The 14,921-nt window shown below is 60.1% G+C and carries 13 protein-coding genes and 2 pseudogenes; all 15 read left to right on the forward strand.

The features are described 5' to 3' along the window. Nucleotides 1-82: 82 nt before the first annotated feature. A pseudogene (locus BEI_RS08370) lies at nucleotides 83-259 on the forward strand (helix-turn-helix domain-containing protein); the annotation flags it as partial. A gap of 112 nt (nucleotides 260-371) precedes the next feature. Beyond that, a protein-coding gene (locus tag BEI_RS08375) for an IS3 family transposase (protein ID WP_097789086.1) occupies nucleotides 372-1,534 on the forward strand; the annotation gives its coding sequence in 2 pieces (ribosomal slippage) (nucleotides 372-630 and nucleotides 630-1,534; 1,164 coding nt in all). Between the two features lie 125 nt (nucleotides 1,535-1,659). After that, nucleotides 1,660-1,773 (forward strand): annotated as a pseudogene (locus BEI_RS19475) (IS30 family transposase); the annotation flags it as partial. A 62-nt stretch (nucleotides 1,774-1,835) separates the two neighbouring features. Further along, on the forward strand, nucleotides 1,836-2,576 hold the full coding sequence (locus BEI_RS08385) for a glycosyltransferase family 2 protein (protein WP_097789087.1): 741 nt from the start codon (nucleotides 1,836-1,838) through the stop codon (nucleotides 2,574-2,576). A 306-nt stretch (nucleotides 2,577-2,882) separates the two neighbouring features. Then, nucleotides 2,883-4,289, forward strand: coding sequence for a mannose-1-phosphate guanylyltransferase/mannose-6-phosphate isomerase (locus tag BEI_RS08390; protein WP_097789088.1), 1,407 nt, complete (start codon nucleotides 2,883-2,885; stop codon nucleotides 4,287-4,289). Nucleotides 4,290-4,301: 12 nt separating this feature from the next. Next, nucleotides 4,302-4,739, forward strand: coding sequence for a glycosyltransferase (locus BEI_RS08395; protein ID WP_097789089.1), 438 nt, complete (start codon nucleotides 4,302-4,304; stop codon nucleotides 4,737-4,739). 1,049 nt (nucleotides 4,740-5,788) lie between these two features. Further along, entirely contained in the window at nucleotides 5,789-6,925 is a 1,137-nt protein-coding gene (locus tag BEI_RS08400) for a sugar transferase (protein WP_227644654.1), read from the forward strand. Between the two features lie 27 nt (nucleotides 6,926-6,952). Next, nucleotides 6,953-7,972: a UDP-glucose 4-epimerase GalE gene (gene galE / locus BEI_RS08405; RefSeq protein WP_097789090.1), complete on the forward strand. Its 1,020-nt coding sequence runs from the start codon at nucleotides 6,953-6,955 to the stop codon at nucleotides 7,970-7,972. Between the two features lie 52 nt (nucleotides 7,973-8,024). Next, nucleotides 8,025-9,302 (forward strand): O-antigen ligase family protein, encoded by a 1,278-nt coding sequence (locus tag BEI_RS08410; RefSeq protein ID WP_097789091.1) that lies wholly within the window; start codon nucleotides 8,025-8,027, stop codon nucleotides 9,300-9,302. 66 nt (nucleotides 9,303-9,368) lie between these two features. Beyond that, complete coding sequence (locus BEI_RS08415) at nucleotides 9,369-10,730, forward strand: UDP-glucose dehydrogenase family protein (RefSeq protein WP_097789092.1); 1,362 nt, start codon at nucleotides 9,369-9,371, stop codon at nucleotides 10,728-10,730. A 215-nt stretch (nucleotides 10,731-10,945) separates the two neighbouring features. Then, nucleotides 10,946-11,755: a 3'(2'),5'-bisphosphate nucleotidase CysQ gene (gene cysQ, locus BEI_RS08420; protein WP_097789093.1), complete on the forward strand. Its 810-nt coding sequence runs from the start codon at nucleotides 10,946-10,948 to the stop codon at nucleotides 11,753-11,755. A 170-nt stretch (nucleotides 11,756-11,925) separates the two neighbouring features. Next, the gene (cysC, locus tag BEI_RS08425; RefSeq protein ID WP_097789094.1) at nucleotides 11,926-12,597 is read left to right on the forward strand and encodes an adenylyl-sulfate kinase; all 672 of its coding nucleotides are present in this window, start codon (nucleotides 11,926-11,928) and stop codon (nucleotides 12,595-12,597) included. 161 nt (nucleotides 12,598-12,758) lie between these two features. Continuing rightward, nucleotides 12,759-14,099 (forward strand): UDP-glucose dehydrogenase family protein, encoded by a 1,341-nt coding sequence (locus BEI_RS08430; protein ID WP_097789095.1) that lies wholly within the window; start codon nucleotides 12,759-12,761, stop codon nucleotides 14,097-14,099. Nucleotides 14,100-14,186: 87 nt separating this feature from the next. Continuing rightward, nucleotides 14,187-14,555 (forward strand): IS66-like element accessory protein TnpA, encoded by a 369-nt coding sequence (gene tnpA, locus BEI_RS08435; RefSeq protein ID WP_097788507.1) that lies wholly within the window; start codon nucleotides 14,187-14,189, stop codon nucleotides 14,553-14,555. Beyond that, complete coding sequence (gene tnpB, locus BEI_RS08440; protein ID WP_097788508.1) at nucleotides 14,552-14,887, forward strand: IS66 family insertion sequence element accessory protein TnpB; 336 nt, start codon at nucleotides 14,552-14,554, stop codon at nucleotides 14,885-14,887. Before tnpA ends, tnpB begins: the two co-directional genes overlap by 4 nt. The last annotated feature ends 34 nt before the right edge of the window (nucleotides 14,888-14,921 follow it).

The raw sequence follows: 14,921 nt of genomic DNA on the forward strand, positions 1-14,921 counted from the left end.
TTGAGACGCAAGATTGAAAGGTATAGAGTTGGCGGCCTCAATGACCAAGTGCAACACATGACCCATCAGGTACAGTGTTGCCATGACCCACTGCTATCGACATATCTCTGCTGAAGACCGAGCCGCCATCATGATGATGCGAGCGACTCATTCGATCCGGGCCATCGCCACTCAACTGGGCCGTGCACCGAGTACCGTGTCGCGAGAAATCGCTCGCCACACGGTCGATCCCATCAAGGGCTACGATGCGGGCCTGGCTGAAGTGACCCCCTCCATAGCTGCACAGGCTATAGTGCAGCCATGAAGTGACCTGATCTTGCCCAACAGCAGTGGACACCTCGTTAAGACAGTACACTGAGACGAGGTGACCCATGGCAAGGCAAGCAGCTTCGATGAAGAAGACCCGTACCCGCTACTCCCAGGACTACAAGGCCGAGGCCCTGGCGCTTGCCGACCGTGTCGGCATCAGTGCTGCCGCCCGAGAGCTTGGTCTCCAGCCCAGCCAGCTCTACCAGTGGCGGACCAAGGCCCAGCAGCAGCAAAGCGCTTCAGCCCGTGAGCAAGCCTTGGCCGACGAGAATGCCCGGCTCAAGCGCCAACTGGCCGAGAAGTCGGAAGAGCTTGAAATCGCAAAAAAAGCCGCGGTGTACTTTGCCAAGAGCCTGAAGTGAAGTACGCCTTCATCCATCAGCATCGTCAGGCATTCAGCATCCAGCGGATGTGCATGTTTCTCGGGGTCGCTCGCAGCGGCTACTACGCCTGGCGACAGCGTGGCGGTGAACCGTCCCCGAGACGCCGCCAGCAGGCGGTTCTCGACCAGCGAGTGGCCCAGGCCTACGAGCGCCGGAAGGGGCGCTCAGGTGCCCCCAGATTGGCGCTGGACTTGGTTGACGATGGCCTGGCGGTGAATCGCAAGACCGTCGCTGCCAGCCTGCGACGCCAGGGGCTTCGCGCCAAGGCGGCGCGCAAGTTCAAGGCGACGACGAACTCGCGACACTCGCTGCCGGTGGCGCCCAACCTGCTGGAGCAAGATTTCACCGCCATGGCGCCGAACGAGAAATGGGTTGGCGACATCACCTATCTGGCGACTGGTGAAGGATGGCTCTACTTGGCGGTGTTGATCGACCTGTTCTCACGCAAGGTGATCGGCTGGGCGATGAGCAATCGGATGACCGCCGACCTGGCCGGGGATGCGCTCCAGATGGCGCTGTGGCGCCGTAAGATGCCCAGGAAGGTCATCGTACATTCAGATCGCGGCAGCCAGTACTGTTCGACCCTGTACCAGTCGCTGCTGACCCGGCACGACCTCCAGTGCAGCATGAGTGCCAAAGGCAACTGCTACGACAATGCCTGTGCCGAGAGCTTCTTCCATAGCCTCAAGGTCGAGGCGATCCATGGCGAGCGATTCGAGACCCGGGACGCCATGCGGCGGCAAGTGTTCGAGTACATCGAGATGGACTACAACCGGCAGCGCCGGCACAGTGCGATTGGGATGATCAGCCCGGAGGCCTTCGAGGCCCGAATGATCGCTTAAATCGGTGTCCACGATTGCTGGGTAAGATCACTACAACGAAGAGCGGCCACATCAGTCTCTGGCCTATGTGGCACCCCGAGCACACCCGGCATTAGCCGCGTAGGGTGTGCAGAAACCAGGGGGTCATTACAGATTCACTGAACACGCGGCCGCGCAAGACACTGGACTGGCGAACGCTGCTGGAAGTTTACTCCGAGGTACTCAAGAAATCCGTCGGTGGACCGAGCACCCTTCAATAGCGTTGCGCTTGGAACTTGAGACCGCCTAGGGTTAACATCATTATTTGCTAAGTATGAGTTTTATGAAAAGACCAGCTTTCAGTATTATTATGCCTGCCCACAACGCGGAGTCGACGATCGATGCTGCCATTGCGAGTGTTCTGCACCAATCTTTTTCTGACTTTGAGCTTATTGTTATAGATGATTGTTCAACTGATAAAACAAAATCTAAAATAAGGTCATATGAATATGATTTCAGGGTGAGGCCTGTTTTTCTGACAGAAAATTGCGGTGTTGCAACAGCTAGAAATCAAGCTATTGCTAGAGCAAAAGGGAAGTATATTGCTTTTTTAGACTCTGATGATTTATGGATGCCAAACAAACTTGAAAAACAAGAATTTGAGTTGAAAAAAGGAGCAGCTGTTGTTTTCTCTTCTTACCAGAGGTTTGACCAGAGCGGAGATAGAGGAGTTGTTTTTGCCAAACCAGTTGTTGCTTACACAGATATGTTGTTATGTAACTGGATAGGTAACCTGACTGGTGTTTATGATTGTGAAAAAATTGGTAAAGTATATCAGAAAGAAGTAGGGCATGAAGACTACTTGATGTGGCTGGAAATAGTTGGAAAATCAGGAACAGCTGTTGGCATGCAAGAGATTTTGGCTAAATATTGTGTTGCTTCTGACTCCTTGTCTGGGAATAAGTTAAGATCTTCTCGCTGGGTTTGGTTAATTTATCGACAACATTTAAAGCTGGGTTTTTTGGGGTCTCTAAAATCATTTTTCTTTTATGCGCTTTACTCTTTGTATAAAAGGGTTGGATAAACTTGATTCAAATATTCAAATATTTTTATTTTATTATTTATTACGCTTGTCATTATGTTTGACTCGAAGAGCTGGCGTCTATATGTCTACGATTCTTAACTTTTCGGCGTCTTTTTTACTAGAGCAAAGAGCATCCTGTTATTGTGCATTGGTAGAAAACGCTTGGTTAAGTGGGGTGTTGAGATAATTGACTTTAAAGCTATTTAAAGAATTATAATATCTGCGTTATCCTGAGTTAAAGCAATCAAGTGGCTCAAAATGATGCCTTCATTTAATGAATAGAGCACAAAGTACGGAGATTCATTCATGATCACGCCTGTCATCATGGCCGGGGGAAGCGGCTCACGGCTGTGGCCCCTGTCGCGCCAGCTCCGCCCCAAGCAGTTCCTGCCGCTGACCGGCGAGGACACCATGCTACAGGCGACGCTGAAGCGCCTATCGCCCCTTGATCACGCCGCACCACTGGTGATCTGTAACGAGACGCACCGCTTCCTAGTGGCCGAGCAATTGCGACAGCAGGGTGTCGAGAAGGCGCAGATCCTGCTCGAACCCGAAGGCCGCAATACCGCACCGGCAATTGCACTGGCCGCCCTGCAGGCCGCCGAGCACGACTCTGAAAGCCTGCTGCTGGTGCTGGCAGCGGATCACCTGATCCCGGATGTGGCGGCTTTCCACGAAAGCCTGGCCCAGGCCCAGCAGCTGGCCGAGCGGGGCCATCTGGTTACCTTCGGCGTGGTGCCGACCCATGCCGAAACGGGGTATGGCTACATCCAGCGCGGTGAGCGCCAGGGCGATGCCGGTTACCGGGTCGCGCGCTTCGTCGAGAAGCCGGACCGTGCCACTGCCCAGGATTACCTGGGGGGGGACGACTACTATTGGAACAGCGGCATGTTCCTGTTCCGCGCTCGCCGATACCTGGAGGAGCTGGAACGCTTCCAGCCGGCCATGGTGAGCGCCTGCCGAGCGGCCTTGGCCGGCGCCCGGCATGACCTTGATTTCATTCGGCTCGATGAAGACGCCTTCAATGCATGCCCGGCAGATTCTATCGACTTTGCGGTGATGGAGCGTACGGCCGATGCCAGCGTGGTGCCGCTCGATGCCGGCTGGAGTGATATCGGCTCCTGGTCGGCGCTGTGGGAGGTAAGCGAGCAGGATGAGCAGGGTAACGTGATGCACGGGGACGTGATGGTCCACGATAGTCACGACCTGCTGGTGCACGCCGAACATCGCCTGGTGGCCACGGTCGGCGTCGACAAGCTGGTGGTAGTGGAGACCAAGGATGCCGTGCTGGTTGCCAGCAAGGACCGTGTACAGGAAGTCAAGTGCATCGTCGAGCGACTCCAGGCCGAGGGGCGCGACGAGCACCAGAATCACCGCGAGGTCTATCGACCCTGGGGGATGTACGATAGCATCGACAGAGGCGGACGCTACCAGGTCAAGCGCATAACCGTGAATCCCGGTGCCAAGCTCTCGGTGCAGATGCATCACCACCGTGCCGAGCACTGGGTGGTGGTGTCGGGTACCGCCAAGGTTACTAACGGTGAAAAGAGCTACCTGGTGAGTGAAAACGAGTCGACGTATATCCCAGTGGGGCAAGTCCACGCCCTGGAGAATCCGGGAGTGATTCCGCTGGAGCTGATCGAAGTGCAATCTGGCGCCTACCTGGGAGAAGACGATATCGTACGGCTTGAAGACCAGTACGGACGAAACTGACAAGGAACCAACTTGAAAGTCTCTATCATCACGGATTTCTTGAACAGCGCAGCGACTATTCGCGACACGATTGATTCCGTCCTGTCCCAGACCTGTAACGATATCGAGAACATCATCGTTGATGGAGCATCTTCGGATGGTACATCGGCGATCGTTTCGGACTACGAGGAACAAATTTCAAAAATCGTTTCCGAGAAGGACAAAAGCATTTATGATGCGATGAACAAAGGTGTCGACCTAGCATCGGGAGATGTGATTGGAATCCTGAATTCCGATGATGTTTATGCGACCAACCATGCGATTGATGACGTTGTGGAAGAGCTTTCGGCGGGCGATGGGATTGAGGCGCTGTTGGGCGATGTCATTTTTTTGGAAACAACAATGCAGGAAGAAGCATCAGGAGCTATAAAGCGAAGTTGTTCAAGCCATGGATGCTTCGCTTTGGATTGATGCCGCCGCATCCCCCGGCCTTCATCAAAAAAGAGGTTGCACTAGTGTTGTCCATTACAAGACTGAATATAAAATTGGCCCGGACTTCGATTTATTGTTCGCCTTTTTTATGTTGGAAAGTCTCCCTACAATGCTTCCAGCTAAACTTGGGTAAGGATGCGCGTCGGAGGCGTCAGTGCTGTGGGGGTGAAAAGCTATATCGTCTCGACCAAAGAAATGCTGAGGTCGCTCAAGAAGAATAATATCTATTCGAACACGCTGTTCGTCCTCATGCGACTGCCTGTCAAGCTTTTACAGTTGAACAGGCCTTGATGAATATACATTGTAGTGGTGCAGTGGCTTTCTTGGAAGTTGGGTACTTGCAGAGCTTCCTGCAAAAGAAACTGAGGCTAAATCACTAAACGCAAGACCTGTCCCATAAGATATAGTTTTCTATTCCCCATTGCTGCCGCCACTTCACTGCTAAAGATCAATCCGTGATCATGTTGATGTGGGGCGCGCACCAGGTACTGTATCACGGACCTCGCTCGCCAAATAGTCGACCCTGTTAATGGGTACGATACTAGCTTGTGGGGCTACTGGACCCAATTGACTCGTAAACTGCACCTTGGCAGAGAGTTCGTAACCTCCTCCCTTCTGCCACTATGCCAATTTAGCATGAGAGATATTAGTATATCAGAGCTACGGACGAGGCATGGTGTGAAATTCGCTTGACGTACAGTGGCAGAAGGGCGAATTATTCACGATATCAAAAAAATATTTATACATGCGGTTGTTCTGATTTGACATTTTTAAATGTTGACAGAAAGCCTGGCATCTTCTGAGAGTATGATTTAATCTCGATGCATTTTGTAGTAAAATAGACGCTTAACAAGTCTGAGAAGTGGTGTTTTGTTTAAGGAGTAAAAGTGAGTCAAGTCTATCGGCGCCGCCACTCTCGGTGGTACGAGAAAGTCCTTTTGAGCCTTTCTTTTCAGTTGTTCGTAGGACTACCCTTTGTCATTATGCCCGGATCACTCGAGAGATGGGGGTGGGGATTCTGGCTGAATATGAATGAAGTCCGCTACAATACTTTGGTAGCTATCATGCTTGGCTTCATAACCACTGTCTTCACTCAACGCCGACTGTTGCGTTTTCCAGGGGCGCATACTGCAGCCTATATTTTGCCGTCGGTTACAGGGGTGTTTCTCATCGCCATTTGCATGCTTTTCTTTACAAGAGAAGGCTATTCCAGGCAAGTGCTATTTGTCGGGTATATTCTGTGCTTGACATGGTGCTATGCTAGCTATTTCGTGGGGCACCGTTTCCGTAGAATGAAGCTTGCCGTCGTCCCAGTTGGGATTACGGACAAGCTTCAGGCTACTTCAATGATTGAGCTAAGAATTCTTGAAAGGCCCGACTTGGCTGGGGTCCGCTACGATGGTATTGTGGCAGATTTACGCTCGGATTCCATGACCCCTGAGTGGGAGCGTTTCTTGGCGCAGTGCACGCTAGCCTATATCCCTGTCTTTCATATCAAGCAGGTTGACGAGTCTATTACCGGACGAGTCCAGATCGATCACTTGGCCGAGAATGAGTTCGGATCGCTGTTGCCTTCATCAGTGTATTCGTTTGTCAAGCGCTGCATTGACATATTGGCCATAGTCATTACCGCTCCGATTACAGTTCCGCTGATGCTGTTGACCGCTATAGCCGTCAAACTTGACAGCCGTGGCCCTGCCTTGTTTGTTCAAGAACGTGTTGGGCAGGGGAATCGCAACTTCCGCATCTACAAGTTCAGGAGCATGGTCAAGGACTCTGAGAAAGATGGTGCGAAGCTCGCTCAAACGGGAGATATGCGGGTGACACGTGTTGGTCGGTTCATACGGAAGACACGCCTTGATGAGTTGCCGCAGTTTTTCAATGTATTGAAAGGCGACATGAGCTTGATTGGCCCTCGCCCAGAGCAGCGTACGTTTGTGAATCAGTTCGAAAAAGAAATTCCTTTCTACATATACCGCAACGTCGTCAAGCCCGGGATCACCGGCTGGGCCCAGGTGGTTCAGGGCTATGCCGGGAACGCCGACGACACCCGCATCAAGATCCAGCACGACTTCTACTACATCAAGCACTTCTCGCTCTGGCTGGACCTGCTGATCGTCTTCAAGACGATCAAGACCATCCTGACGGGCTTCGGGGCCCGCTAGTCGTTTACCCCACGGAAGGAAGACACGATGACGATCCTGGTAACCGGGGGAGCCGGATACATCGGCTCGCACATGGCGCTCTCGCTGCTGGAGAAGGGCCACGAGGTGGTGGTGCTCGACAACTTCGCCAATGCCTCGCCGGAATCCCTGCGGCGTGTCGAGACGCTGACGGGGCGCCGCGTGACCCTGGTGGAGGGCGACATCCGCGACCGGCCCCTGCTGGATGAGCTGTTCACGGCCCACGCGGTCACCGACGTGCTGCACTTCGCCGGGCTCAAGGCCGTGGGCCAGAGCGTCGAGCAGCCCCTGCGCTACTACGACAACAACGTCGCCGGCACCCTCACGCTGTGCCAGGCCATGGAGGCGGCGGGCGTCCGCCGGCTGGTGTTCAGTTCCTCGGCCACCGTCTACGGCGACGTGGCCACCATGCCGATCCACGAGGGGGTGCCCACCGGAACGCCCACCAATCCCTATGGGCGCTCCAAGCTGATGGTCGAGGAGCTGCTGCGGGACCTGGCCCGCGCCGACGATCGGTGGTCCATCGCCCTGCTGCGCTATTTCAATCCGGTGGGAGCCCACGAGAGCGGCCTCATCGGCGAGGATCCCAACGACCTGCCCAACAATCTGGTACCCTTCATCGCCCAGGTGGCGGTGGGGCGTCGCGAGGCGCTCTCGGTGTTCGGGAATGACTATCCGACCCCGGACGGCACCGGCGTCCGCGACTACATCCATGTGATGGACCTGGTGGAAGGGCACCTGGCGGCCATGCGGGCCATCGAGCGTGCACCGGGGGTCGGCATCTGGAACCTGGGCACCGGGCGCGGCTACTCCGTGCTGGAGATGGTCAGGGCCTTCGAGGCCGCCTCCGGTCGCGAGGTCCCCTATCGCTTCGCCCCGCGGCGGGACGGCGATATTGCCGAGTGCTGGGCGGATCCGCGCAAGGCCCGGCTCGAGCTGGACTGGCAGGCCAGCCGTGACCTCGACGCCATGATGGCCGACACCTGGCGTTGGCAGTCTCGCAATCCCCGGGGCTATCGCTCGGCCTGAGGGCCGCGTCCCGACGAGGCGAGGCTCACCACAAGACACATCGAACGGATCCATGGCTGCAGAACTTTCTTCCCATCCCCCCCTGGCGGAGCGCTACTCCAGCCTCGTCGCCCTGCTGTGCGGGGCCCTGGCCCTCACCGTGCCCAGCGGCTATTCCATCGGCCCCGTCCTGCTGTTGCTGGCGAGCCTCTCCCTGGTGTTCCGACGCCCGGCGGTCAGGCTCGACGGCCAGGACAGGGCCATCCTGGCGGTGCTGCTGGGCTACGCCGCCCTGCAGATCCTGTTCGCCGGCCTGCACAATGAAGGCAGCAGTGGCCTGGCGGATCCCCTGCGCTTCCTGCTCGCCGTGCCCGTGCTGATATGGCTGCTCGCGCATCCGCCCCGGCTGGGCTGGCTGTGGGCTGGCTTCGCGCTCGGGGCGATGGGGGCGGGAGCCTTCGCCGCCTGGCAGAAGTTCGCCCTGGGCCTGCCGCGGCCCGATGGCTTCAGCCATGCCATCCAGTTCGGCAACCTCAGCGTGTTGCTGGCCACCCTGTGCCTGGCGGGGCTGGGCTGGGCGAGCACCCAGGCCCGTCGCGGGGCCTGGTGCCTGGTGCTGGGCCTCGGCGCCCTGGGCGGTCTCATGGGCTCCATCCTCTCCGGGAGCCGGGGGGGCTGGGTTGCCCTGCTGCCCATGCTGGTCGTAGTGCTGGCGGCGTTCGCCCGACGGTTCTCCTGGAAGGCCTGGGGGGCGCTGATCGGGGCGGGCATGGTGCTGGCCGCCCTGGCCTGGGCGACCCCGCAGACGGGCATCCAGAAGCGCTACGACCAGGCCGTCGCCGAGATTACCCAGTACGCCACCGGCGAGCGCATCTCCACCTCCATCGGCCGGCGATTCGACATGTGGAAGGGCGCCGTCCACCTCTTCCAGGAGAAGCCGCTGCTGGGCTGGGGAGAGTCCGCCTACCGGCCGGCCATGCAGGCCCTGGCCGAGGAGGGGCGGGTGCATCCCGATGTGGGGGCTTACGACCATGCCCACAACGAGTTCTTCGATCGTGCCGCCAAGCAGGGGACCGTGGGGCTGCTGGGCCTGCTGGCCCTGTACGGGGTGCCCCTGCTGCTCTTCGGGCGCGGCCTGTGGTCCCATGACGTCGGCCGGCGAGCCCTGGCGGCGGCGGGCTGCCTGTTGCCGGTCGGCTTCATGGGGTTCGGCCTGACCCAGAGTTTCCTGGCCCACAACAGCGGCGTGACGGTCTATGCGTTCTGGCTGGTCCTGTTGTGGAGCGCCTTTCGCCATGTCGCCCCACGTGAGGCGCCGGCTCCCCTGCGGGGCCGGGCCGTCATGGAGTGACGGCCGTCCTGGCCGAATCAACCAGCCCCGATGATGACGATCTAGACGCGAGTGGGAGCTTAAGGAATGAAAATCACGATCTTCGGCACGGGCTATGTGGGCCTGGTCACCGGTACCTGCCTGGCCGACGTGGGCCATGACGTGGTCTGCATGGATGTGGATGCCGCCAAGGTGGCCCGGCTCGAGGCCGGCGAGATCCCGATCTACGAGCCCGGGCTCGAGACCCTGGTGCGTCACAACATGGAAGAAGGGCGGCTGCGCTTCACCACCGACGCCGAGGCGGCGGTGCGTTTCGGGACCCTGCAGTTCATCGCCGTTGGCACGCCCCCCGACGAGGACGGCAGCGCCGATCTCCAGTACGTGCTGGCCGTGGCCGAGACCATCGGCCGCCACATGACCGACGAGGTGGTGGTGGTCGACAAGTCCACGGTGCCGGTGGGCACCGCCGACCGCGTGCGCGACACCATCGCGCGGGTGCTGGACGAGCGGGGCGAGTCCCTGGCGTTCGAGGTCTGCTCCAACCCCGAGTTCCTCAAGGAAGGCAACGCCATCGAGGACTTCACCCAGGGGGCGCGGATCATCGTCGGCACCGAATCCGAATGGGTGAAGGGGCTCATGCGGGAGTGCTATGGGCCCTACATCCGGCTTCAGGAAAAGCTGATGTTCATGGACGTGCGGGCTGCGGAGCTCACCAAGTACGCCGCCAACGCCATGCTGGCCACCAAGATCAGCTTCATGAACGAGATCGCCAACCTGGCCGAGCGGCTGGGGGCGGACGTGGAGCAGGTGCGCCGGGGCATCGGCTCCGATCCCCGCATCGGCTACCACTTCATCTACCCAGGCTGCGGCTATGGCGGCTCCTGCTTCCCCAAGGACGTCCAGGCCCTGGCGCGCACCGCCGGCGACGTCGACTACTCGGCGGACCTGCTGCAGGCGGTGGAGGCGGTCAACCAGCGCCAGAAGCAGACGCTGTTCGCCAAGCTCTCCCGGGCCTTCGACGGCCAGCTGGCCGGGCGCACCATCGCGCTCTGGGGGCTGTCCTTCAAGCCCAACACCGACGACATGCGCGACGCCCCGAGCCGCACCCTGATGGAGGCGCTGTGGGCCGCCGGCGCCCGGGTCCGGGCCTATGATCCCGAGGCGATGGACGAGTGCCGGCGGATCTACGGGGAGCGCGACGACCTCGTGCTGGTCGCCGATCGCCAGCAGGCGGTGGCGGGCGCCGACGCCCTGGTGATCTGCACGGAGTGGAAGGTGTTCCGCACCGTGGACTTCGCCTGGCTCAAGGACGAGCTGGCCATGCCGGTGATCGTCGATGGCCGTAACCTCTTCGATCCGGCCACGGTCCAGGGGCATGGGCTGATGTACTTTGCGGTGGGGCGGGGGAACTCCTTGCAGGAGGAATTGCCCCGCCTCGCGGGCTTTTGATTCGGGAGAAGCCAGTGAATGCATGAACAACATAAGGCTTTAACTCCGAGGATAGCTGGCCTCGGGTTTCCAATTTTTCGAAATTTATCGACAGGTTTCTGGTTGGGTGCCTAAAAATTTAGGCAGTCCACAACGCCGGTCTCAGTTGGCTTTTCTCGTTTCCATCTTCTCATTATTGGCTAGGTGTGAATTTGAAGGTTTTGGTAAGTGATGAGATGCGTGCTCGCTTGATCCAGGGCGTTCAAACTACGGCGTTCAAGGTGCTCGACATTTATCGGCGTGATTTCGAGGTGGAGACCAAGGCCGACGAGAGCCCGCTCACCGAGGCGGACATGGCCTCGCACCGTGCCCTTGTGGCGCTGCTCGAGGCATTGACGCCAGAGGTGCCGATCCTCTCCGAGGAGTCCGGGGAAATTCCCTTCGAGACACGCCAGGCCTGGCATCGCTACTGGCTGATCGACCCCCTCGACGGCACCAAGGAGTTCATCAAGAAGAACGGCGAGTTCACCCTCAACGTGGCGCTGGTCGAGGACGGGGTGCCGGTGTTCGGCATCGTGCATGCCCCGGTGCTGGAAACGACCTGGTGGGGCCAGTCGGGGCAGGGGGCCTGGAAACAGGTGGGTGGCGAGGCGTCGGCCATCCGGGTGAGGCAGCTGCCGGATCCCGAGGTGTCGCCCTGGAAGATCGTGGGCAGCCGCTCCCATGGCTCCGCCGAGTTCGAAGCCTTCTGTGCCCAGCTCCCGGCCCACGAGCGCGTGTTCATGGGCAGCTCCTTGAAGCTGTGCCTGGTGGCGGAGGGCGCCGCGGACCTTTATCCGCGCCTGGCGCCCACCAGCGAGTGGGACACCGCCGCGGCCCAGGCTGTGGTGACCGCCGCCGGAGGGGAGGTACTGAACGCCCATAGCCTCGAGCCACTGCGCTACAACCAGCAGGACAGCCTATTGAATCCCTTCTTCATCGTATGCTGTCAACGGGATGAGCGCTGGGAAAAGGCTCTGCGATATGGCTTGAATCTCCGCTTATGACGCATCGAGTTAGTTAGATAATCCTGCTCCATAGTCGCATGGTCGAGGCATCCAGCGCTGCGTCGTTCGATAGCGTATCGTTACATCCTCCAGTGGCGGGCCACTCGAGCACGACGAGGCCGGTAAGGGTGAGCACTCCATGCGGCGTCCTCTGCACAGGGAGCGGGATCATGACAAATCGAGCGGCGCCGATTGCCCACCAGCGCGCGGAGCATCCACAGAAAGACGAACATCGCAAGCTGCCCTACGAGTTCCGCGAGCATGACAGCAAGGCCGAGGTGGTGTGGAACCGCACGAGCGTGACCGCGGCTATGCGCGAGAAACTCAATGGGCATGCCGGCAAGTGCGTTTGGTTCACCGGGCTTTCCGGTTCCGGAAAATCGAGCCTGGCCAATGCCCTGGAGGTCGAGCTCAACCGCCAAGGCTATCACACCATGCTGTTAGACGGTGACAACATTCGCCATGGCCTGTGCAAGGACCTGGGCATGGGCGAGGCCGACCGTACCGAGAACATCCGCCGGGTAGGAGAAGTGGCCAGGCTGTTCGCCGAGGCGGGCGTTATCGTGATCACCGCCTTCATCTCGCCGTTTCGCACCGACCGTGAGACGGTCCGGCGGCTATTCGATGAAGGCGACTTCATCGAGGTCCACGTGGACACGCCGCTGGACATCTGCGAGCAGCGGGACCCCAAAGGCCTTTACCAGAAGGCACGGGAGGGCAAGATCCGGGACTTCACCGGCATCAACAGTCCCTATGAGGTTCCCACCCGGGCCGAACTGACGCTTAACACCGCATATATGAGCCAACAGGAGGCAGTTGGTCAGTTGCTCAAGCTCGTATAGGGGCATGCCGACTCTCTTGGCCATGGAGCGCCTTTCGCCATGTCGCCCCACGTGAGGCGCCGGCTCCCCTGGGGGGCCGGGCCGTCATGGAGTGACGGCCGTCCTGGCCGAATCAGCCACCCCCGATGATGACGATCTAGACGCGAGTTGGAGCTTAAGGAATGAAAATCACGATCTTCGGCACGGGCTATGTGGGCCTGGTCACCGGTACCTGCCTGGCCGACGTGGGCCATGACGTCGTCTGCATGGACGTGGATGCCGACAAGGTGGCTCGGCTCGAGGCCGGCGAGATCCCGATCTACGAGCCCGGCCTCGAGACGCTGGTGCGGCACAACATGGCAGAAGGGCGGCTGCGCTTCACCACCGACGCCGAGGCGGCGGTGCGCTTCGGGACCCTGCAGTTCATCGCCGTGGGCACGCCCCCCGACGAGGACGGCAGCGCCGATCTCCAGTACGTGCTGGCCGTGGCCGAGACCATCGGCCGCCACATGACCGACGAGGTGGTGGTGGTCGACAAGTCCACGGTGCCGGTGGGCACCGCCGACCGCGTGCGCGACACCATCGCGCGGGTGCTGGACGAGCGGGGCGAGTCCCTGGCGTTCGAGGTCTGCTCCAACCCCGAGTTCCTCAAGGAAGGCAACGCCATCGAGGACTTCACCCAGGGGGCGCGGATCATCGTCGGCACCGAATCCGAATGGGTGAAGGGGCTCATGCGGGAGTGCTATGGGCCCTACATCCGGCTTCAGGAAAAGCTGATGTTCATGGACGTGCGGGCTGCGGAGCTCACCAAGTACGCCGCCAACGCCATGCTGGCCACCAAGATCAGCTTCATGAACGAGATCGCCAACCTGGCCGAGCGGCTGGGGGCGGACGTGGAGCAGGTGCGCCGGGGCATCGGCTCCGACCCCCGCATCGGCTACCACTTCATCTACCCGGGCTGCGGCTATGGGGGCTCCTGTTTCCCCAAGGACGTCCAGGCCCTGGCCCGCACCGCGGGTGACGTCGACTACCCGGCGGACCTGCTGCAGGCGGTGGAGGCGGTCAACCACCGCCAGAAGCAGACGCTGTTCGCCAAGCTCTCCCGCGCCTTCGACGGCCAGCTGGCCGGGCGCACCATCGCGGTCTGGGGGCTGTCCTTCAAGCCCAACACCGACGACATGCGCGACGCCCCGAGCCGCACCCTGATGGAGGCCCTGTGGGCCGCCGGCGCCCGGGTCCGGGCCTATGATCCCGAGGCCATGGACGAGTGCCGGCGGATCTACGGGCCGCGCGACGACCTGGCGCTGGTCGCCGATCGCCAGCAGGCGGTGGCGGGCGCCGACGCCCTGGTGATCTGCACGGAGTGGAAGGTGTTCCGCACCGTGGATTTCGCCTGGCTCAAGGACGAGCTGGCCATGCCGGTGATCGTCGATGGCCGTAACCTCTTCGACCCGGCCACGGTCCAGGGGCACGGGCTGATGTACTATGCGGTGGGGCGGGGGAACTCGCTGCAGGGCGCCTAGGCGTAACCGGTCGCTGAACACACCTTCTGCGAAGGGCCTTGGCCGGTGACAGTAGGTGCCCACGTAACAATAGATGGGCACCTATTCATGACATCCCCAAGCACCGAACGCGAGGTCCGTCGTCGCCGTCGCTATACCCCGTCGTTCAAGGCCAAGATCGTCGCGGCCTGCCTACAGGGCGACGCCTCGATTGCCCAGATCGCCCTGCAGCACGGGCTCAACACCAACCTCGTCCAGACCTGGATTCGCAAGGCCAAACGCCAGAGCCAACTGCCGACCGTGCCGGAGTTCGTGCCACTTCCGGCCCCGGCAGCAACGGCTGATTCCCCTACGCCTCCCACTTCCGCCGCGGCAATCCGGATCGAGGTGCCCTCGGCGCATGGCACGATCACCGTGCGTTGGCCGGTCGCCGAGGCGGCCCAGTGCGCGCAGTGGATGAAAGGGCTGCTGGGATGATCCGTATCGACGAGATCTGGCTGGCCACCGAGCCGCTGGACATGCGCGCCGGCCCGGATACGACGCTGGCTCGGGTGGTGAAGGTGTTCGGCGCGGCTCGCCCGCACTGTGCCTATCTCTTTGCCAACCGTCGCGGCAACCGCATGAAGGTGCTGGTTCACGATGGCCTGGGCGTCTGGCTGTGCGCCCGGCGTTTGAACCAGGGCAAGTTCCACTGGGCCGGTAACTGGCACGGCGATCGCGTCGCGCTGTGTTCCGAGCAGGTGACGGCGCTGGTGCAAGGCCTGCCCTGGCAGCGTCTCGGTGCCGACGGGGTGATCTCGGTCGTGTGATGAGCGGCACAGACTTGGCGGCCCGGCTATTCGC

Source organism: Halomonas beimenensis (assembly GCF_002549795.1).
GTDB classification, from domain to species: Bacteria; Pseudomonadota; Gammaproteobacteria; order Pseudomonadales; family Halomonadaceae; genus Halomonas; species Halomonas beimenensis.

Bases quoted from the DNA above. Each gene is read 5' to 3' on its own strand.
- BEI_RS08385 (WP_097789087.1), top strand. From the start codon at position 1,836: ATGAAAAGACCAGCTTTCAGTATTATTATGCCTGCCCACAACGCGGAG.
- BEI_RS08390 (WP_097789088.1), top strand. From the start codon at position 2,883: ATGATCACGCCTGTCATCATGGCCGGGGGAAGCGGCTCACGGCTGTGG.
- BEI_RS08400 (WP_227644654.1), top strand. From the start codon at position 5,789: ATGAATGAAGTCCGCTACAATACTTTGGTAGCTATCATGCTTGGCTTC.
- galE (WP_097789090.1), top strand. From the start codon at position 6,953: ATGACGATCCTGGTAACCGGGGGAGCCGGATACATCGGCTCGCACATG.
- BEI_RS08410 (WP_097789091.1), top strand. From the start codon at position 8,025: ATGGCTGCAGAACTTTCTTCCCATCCCCCCCTGGCGGAGCGCTACTCC.
- BEI_RS08415 (WP_097789092.1), top strand. From the start codon at position 9,369: ATGAAAATCACGATCTTCGGCACGGGCTATGTGGGCCTGGTCACCGGT.
- cysQ (WP_097789093.1), top strand. From the start codon at position 10,946: ATGCGTGCTCGCTTGATCCAGGGCGTTCAAACTACGGCGTTCAAGGTG.
- cysC (WP_097789094.1), top strand. From the start codon at position 11,926: ATGACAAATCGAGCGGCGCCGATTGCCCACCAGCGCGCGGAGCATCCA.
- BEI_RS08430 (WP_097789095.1), top strand. From the start codon at position 12,759: ATGAAAATCACGATCTTCGGCACGGGCTATGTGGGCCTGGTCACCGGT.
- tnpA (WP_097788507.1), top strand. From the start codon at position 14,187: ATGACATCCCCAAGCACCGAACGCGAGGTCCGTCGTCGCCGTCGCTAT.
- tnpB (WP_097788508.1), top strand. From the start codon at position 14,552: ATGATCCGTATCGACGAGATCTGGCTGGCCACCGAGCCGCTGGACATG.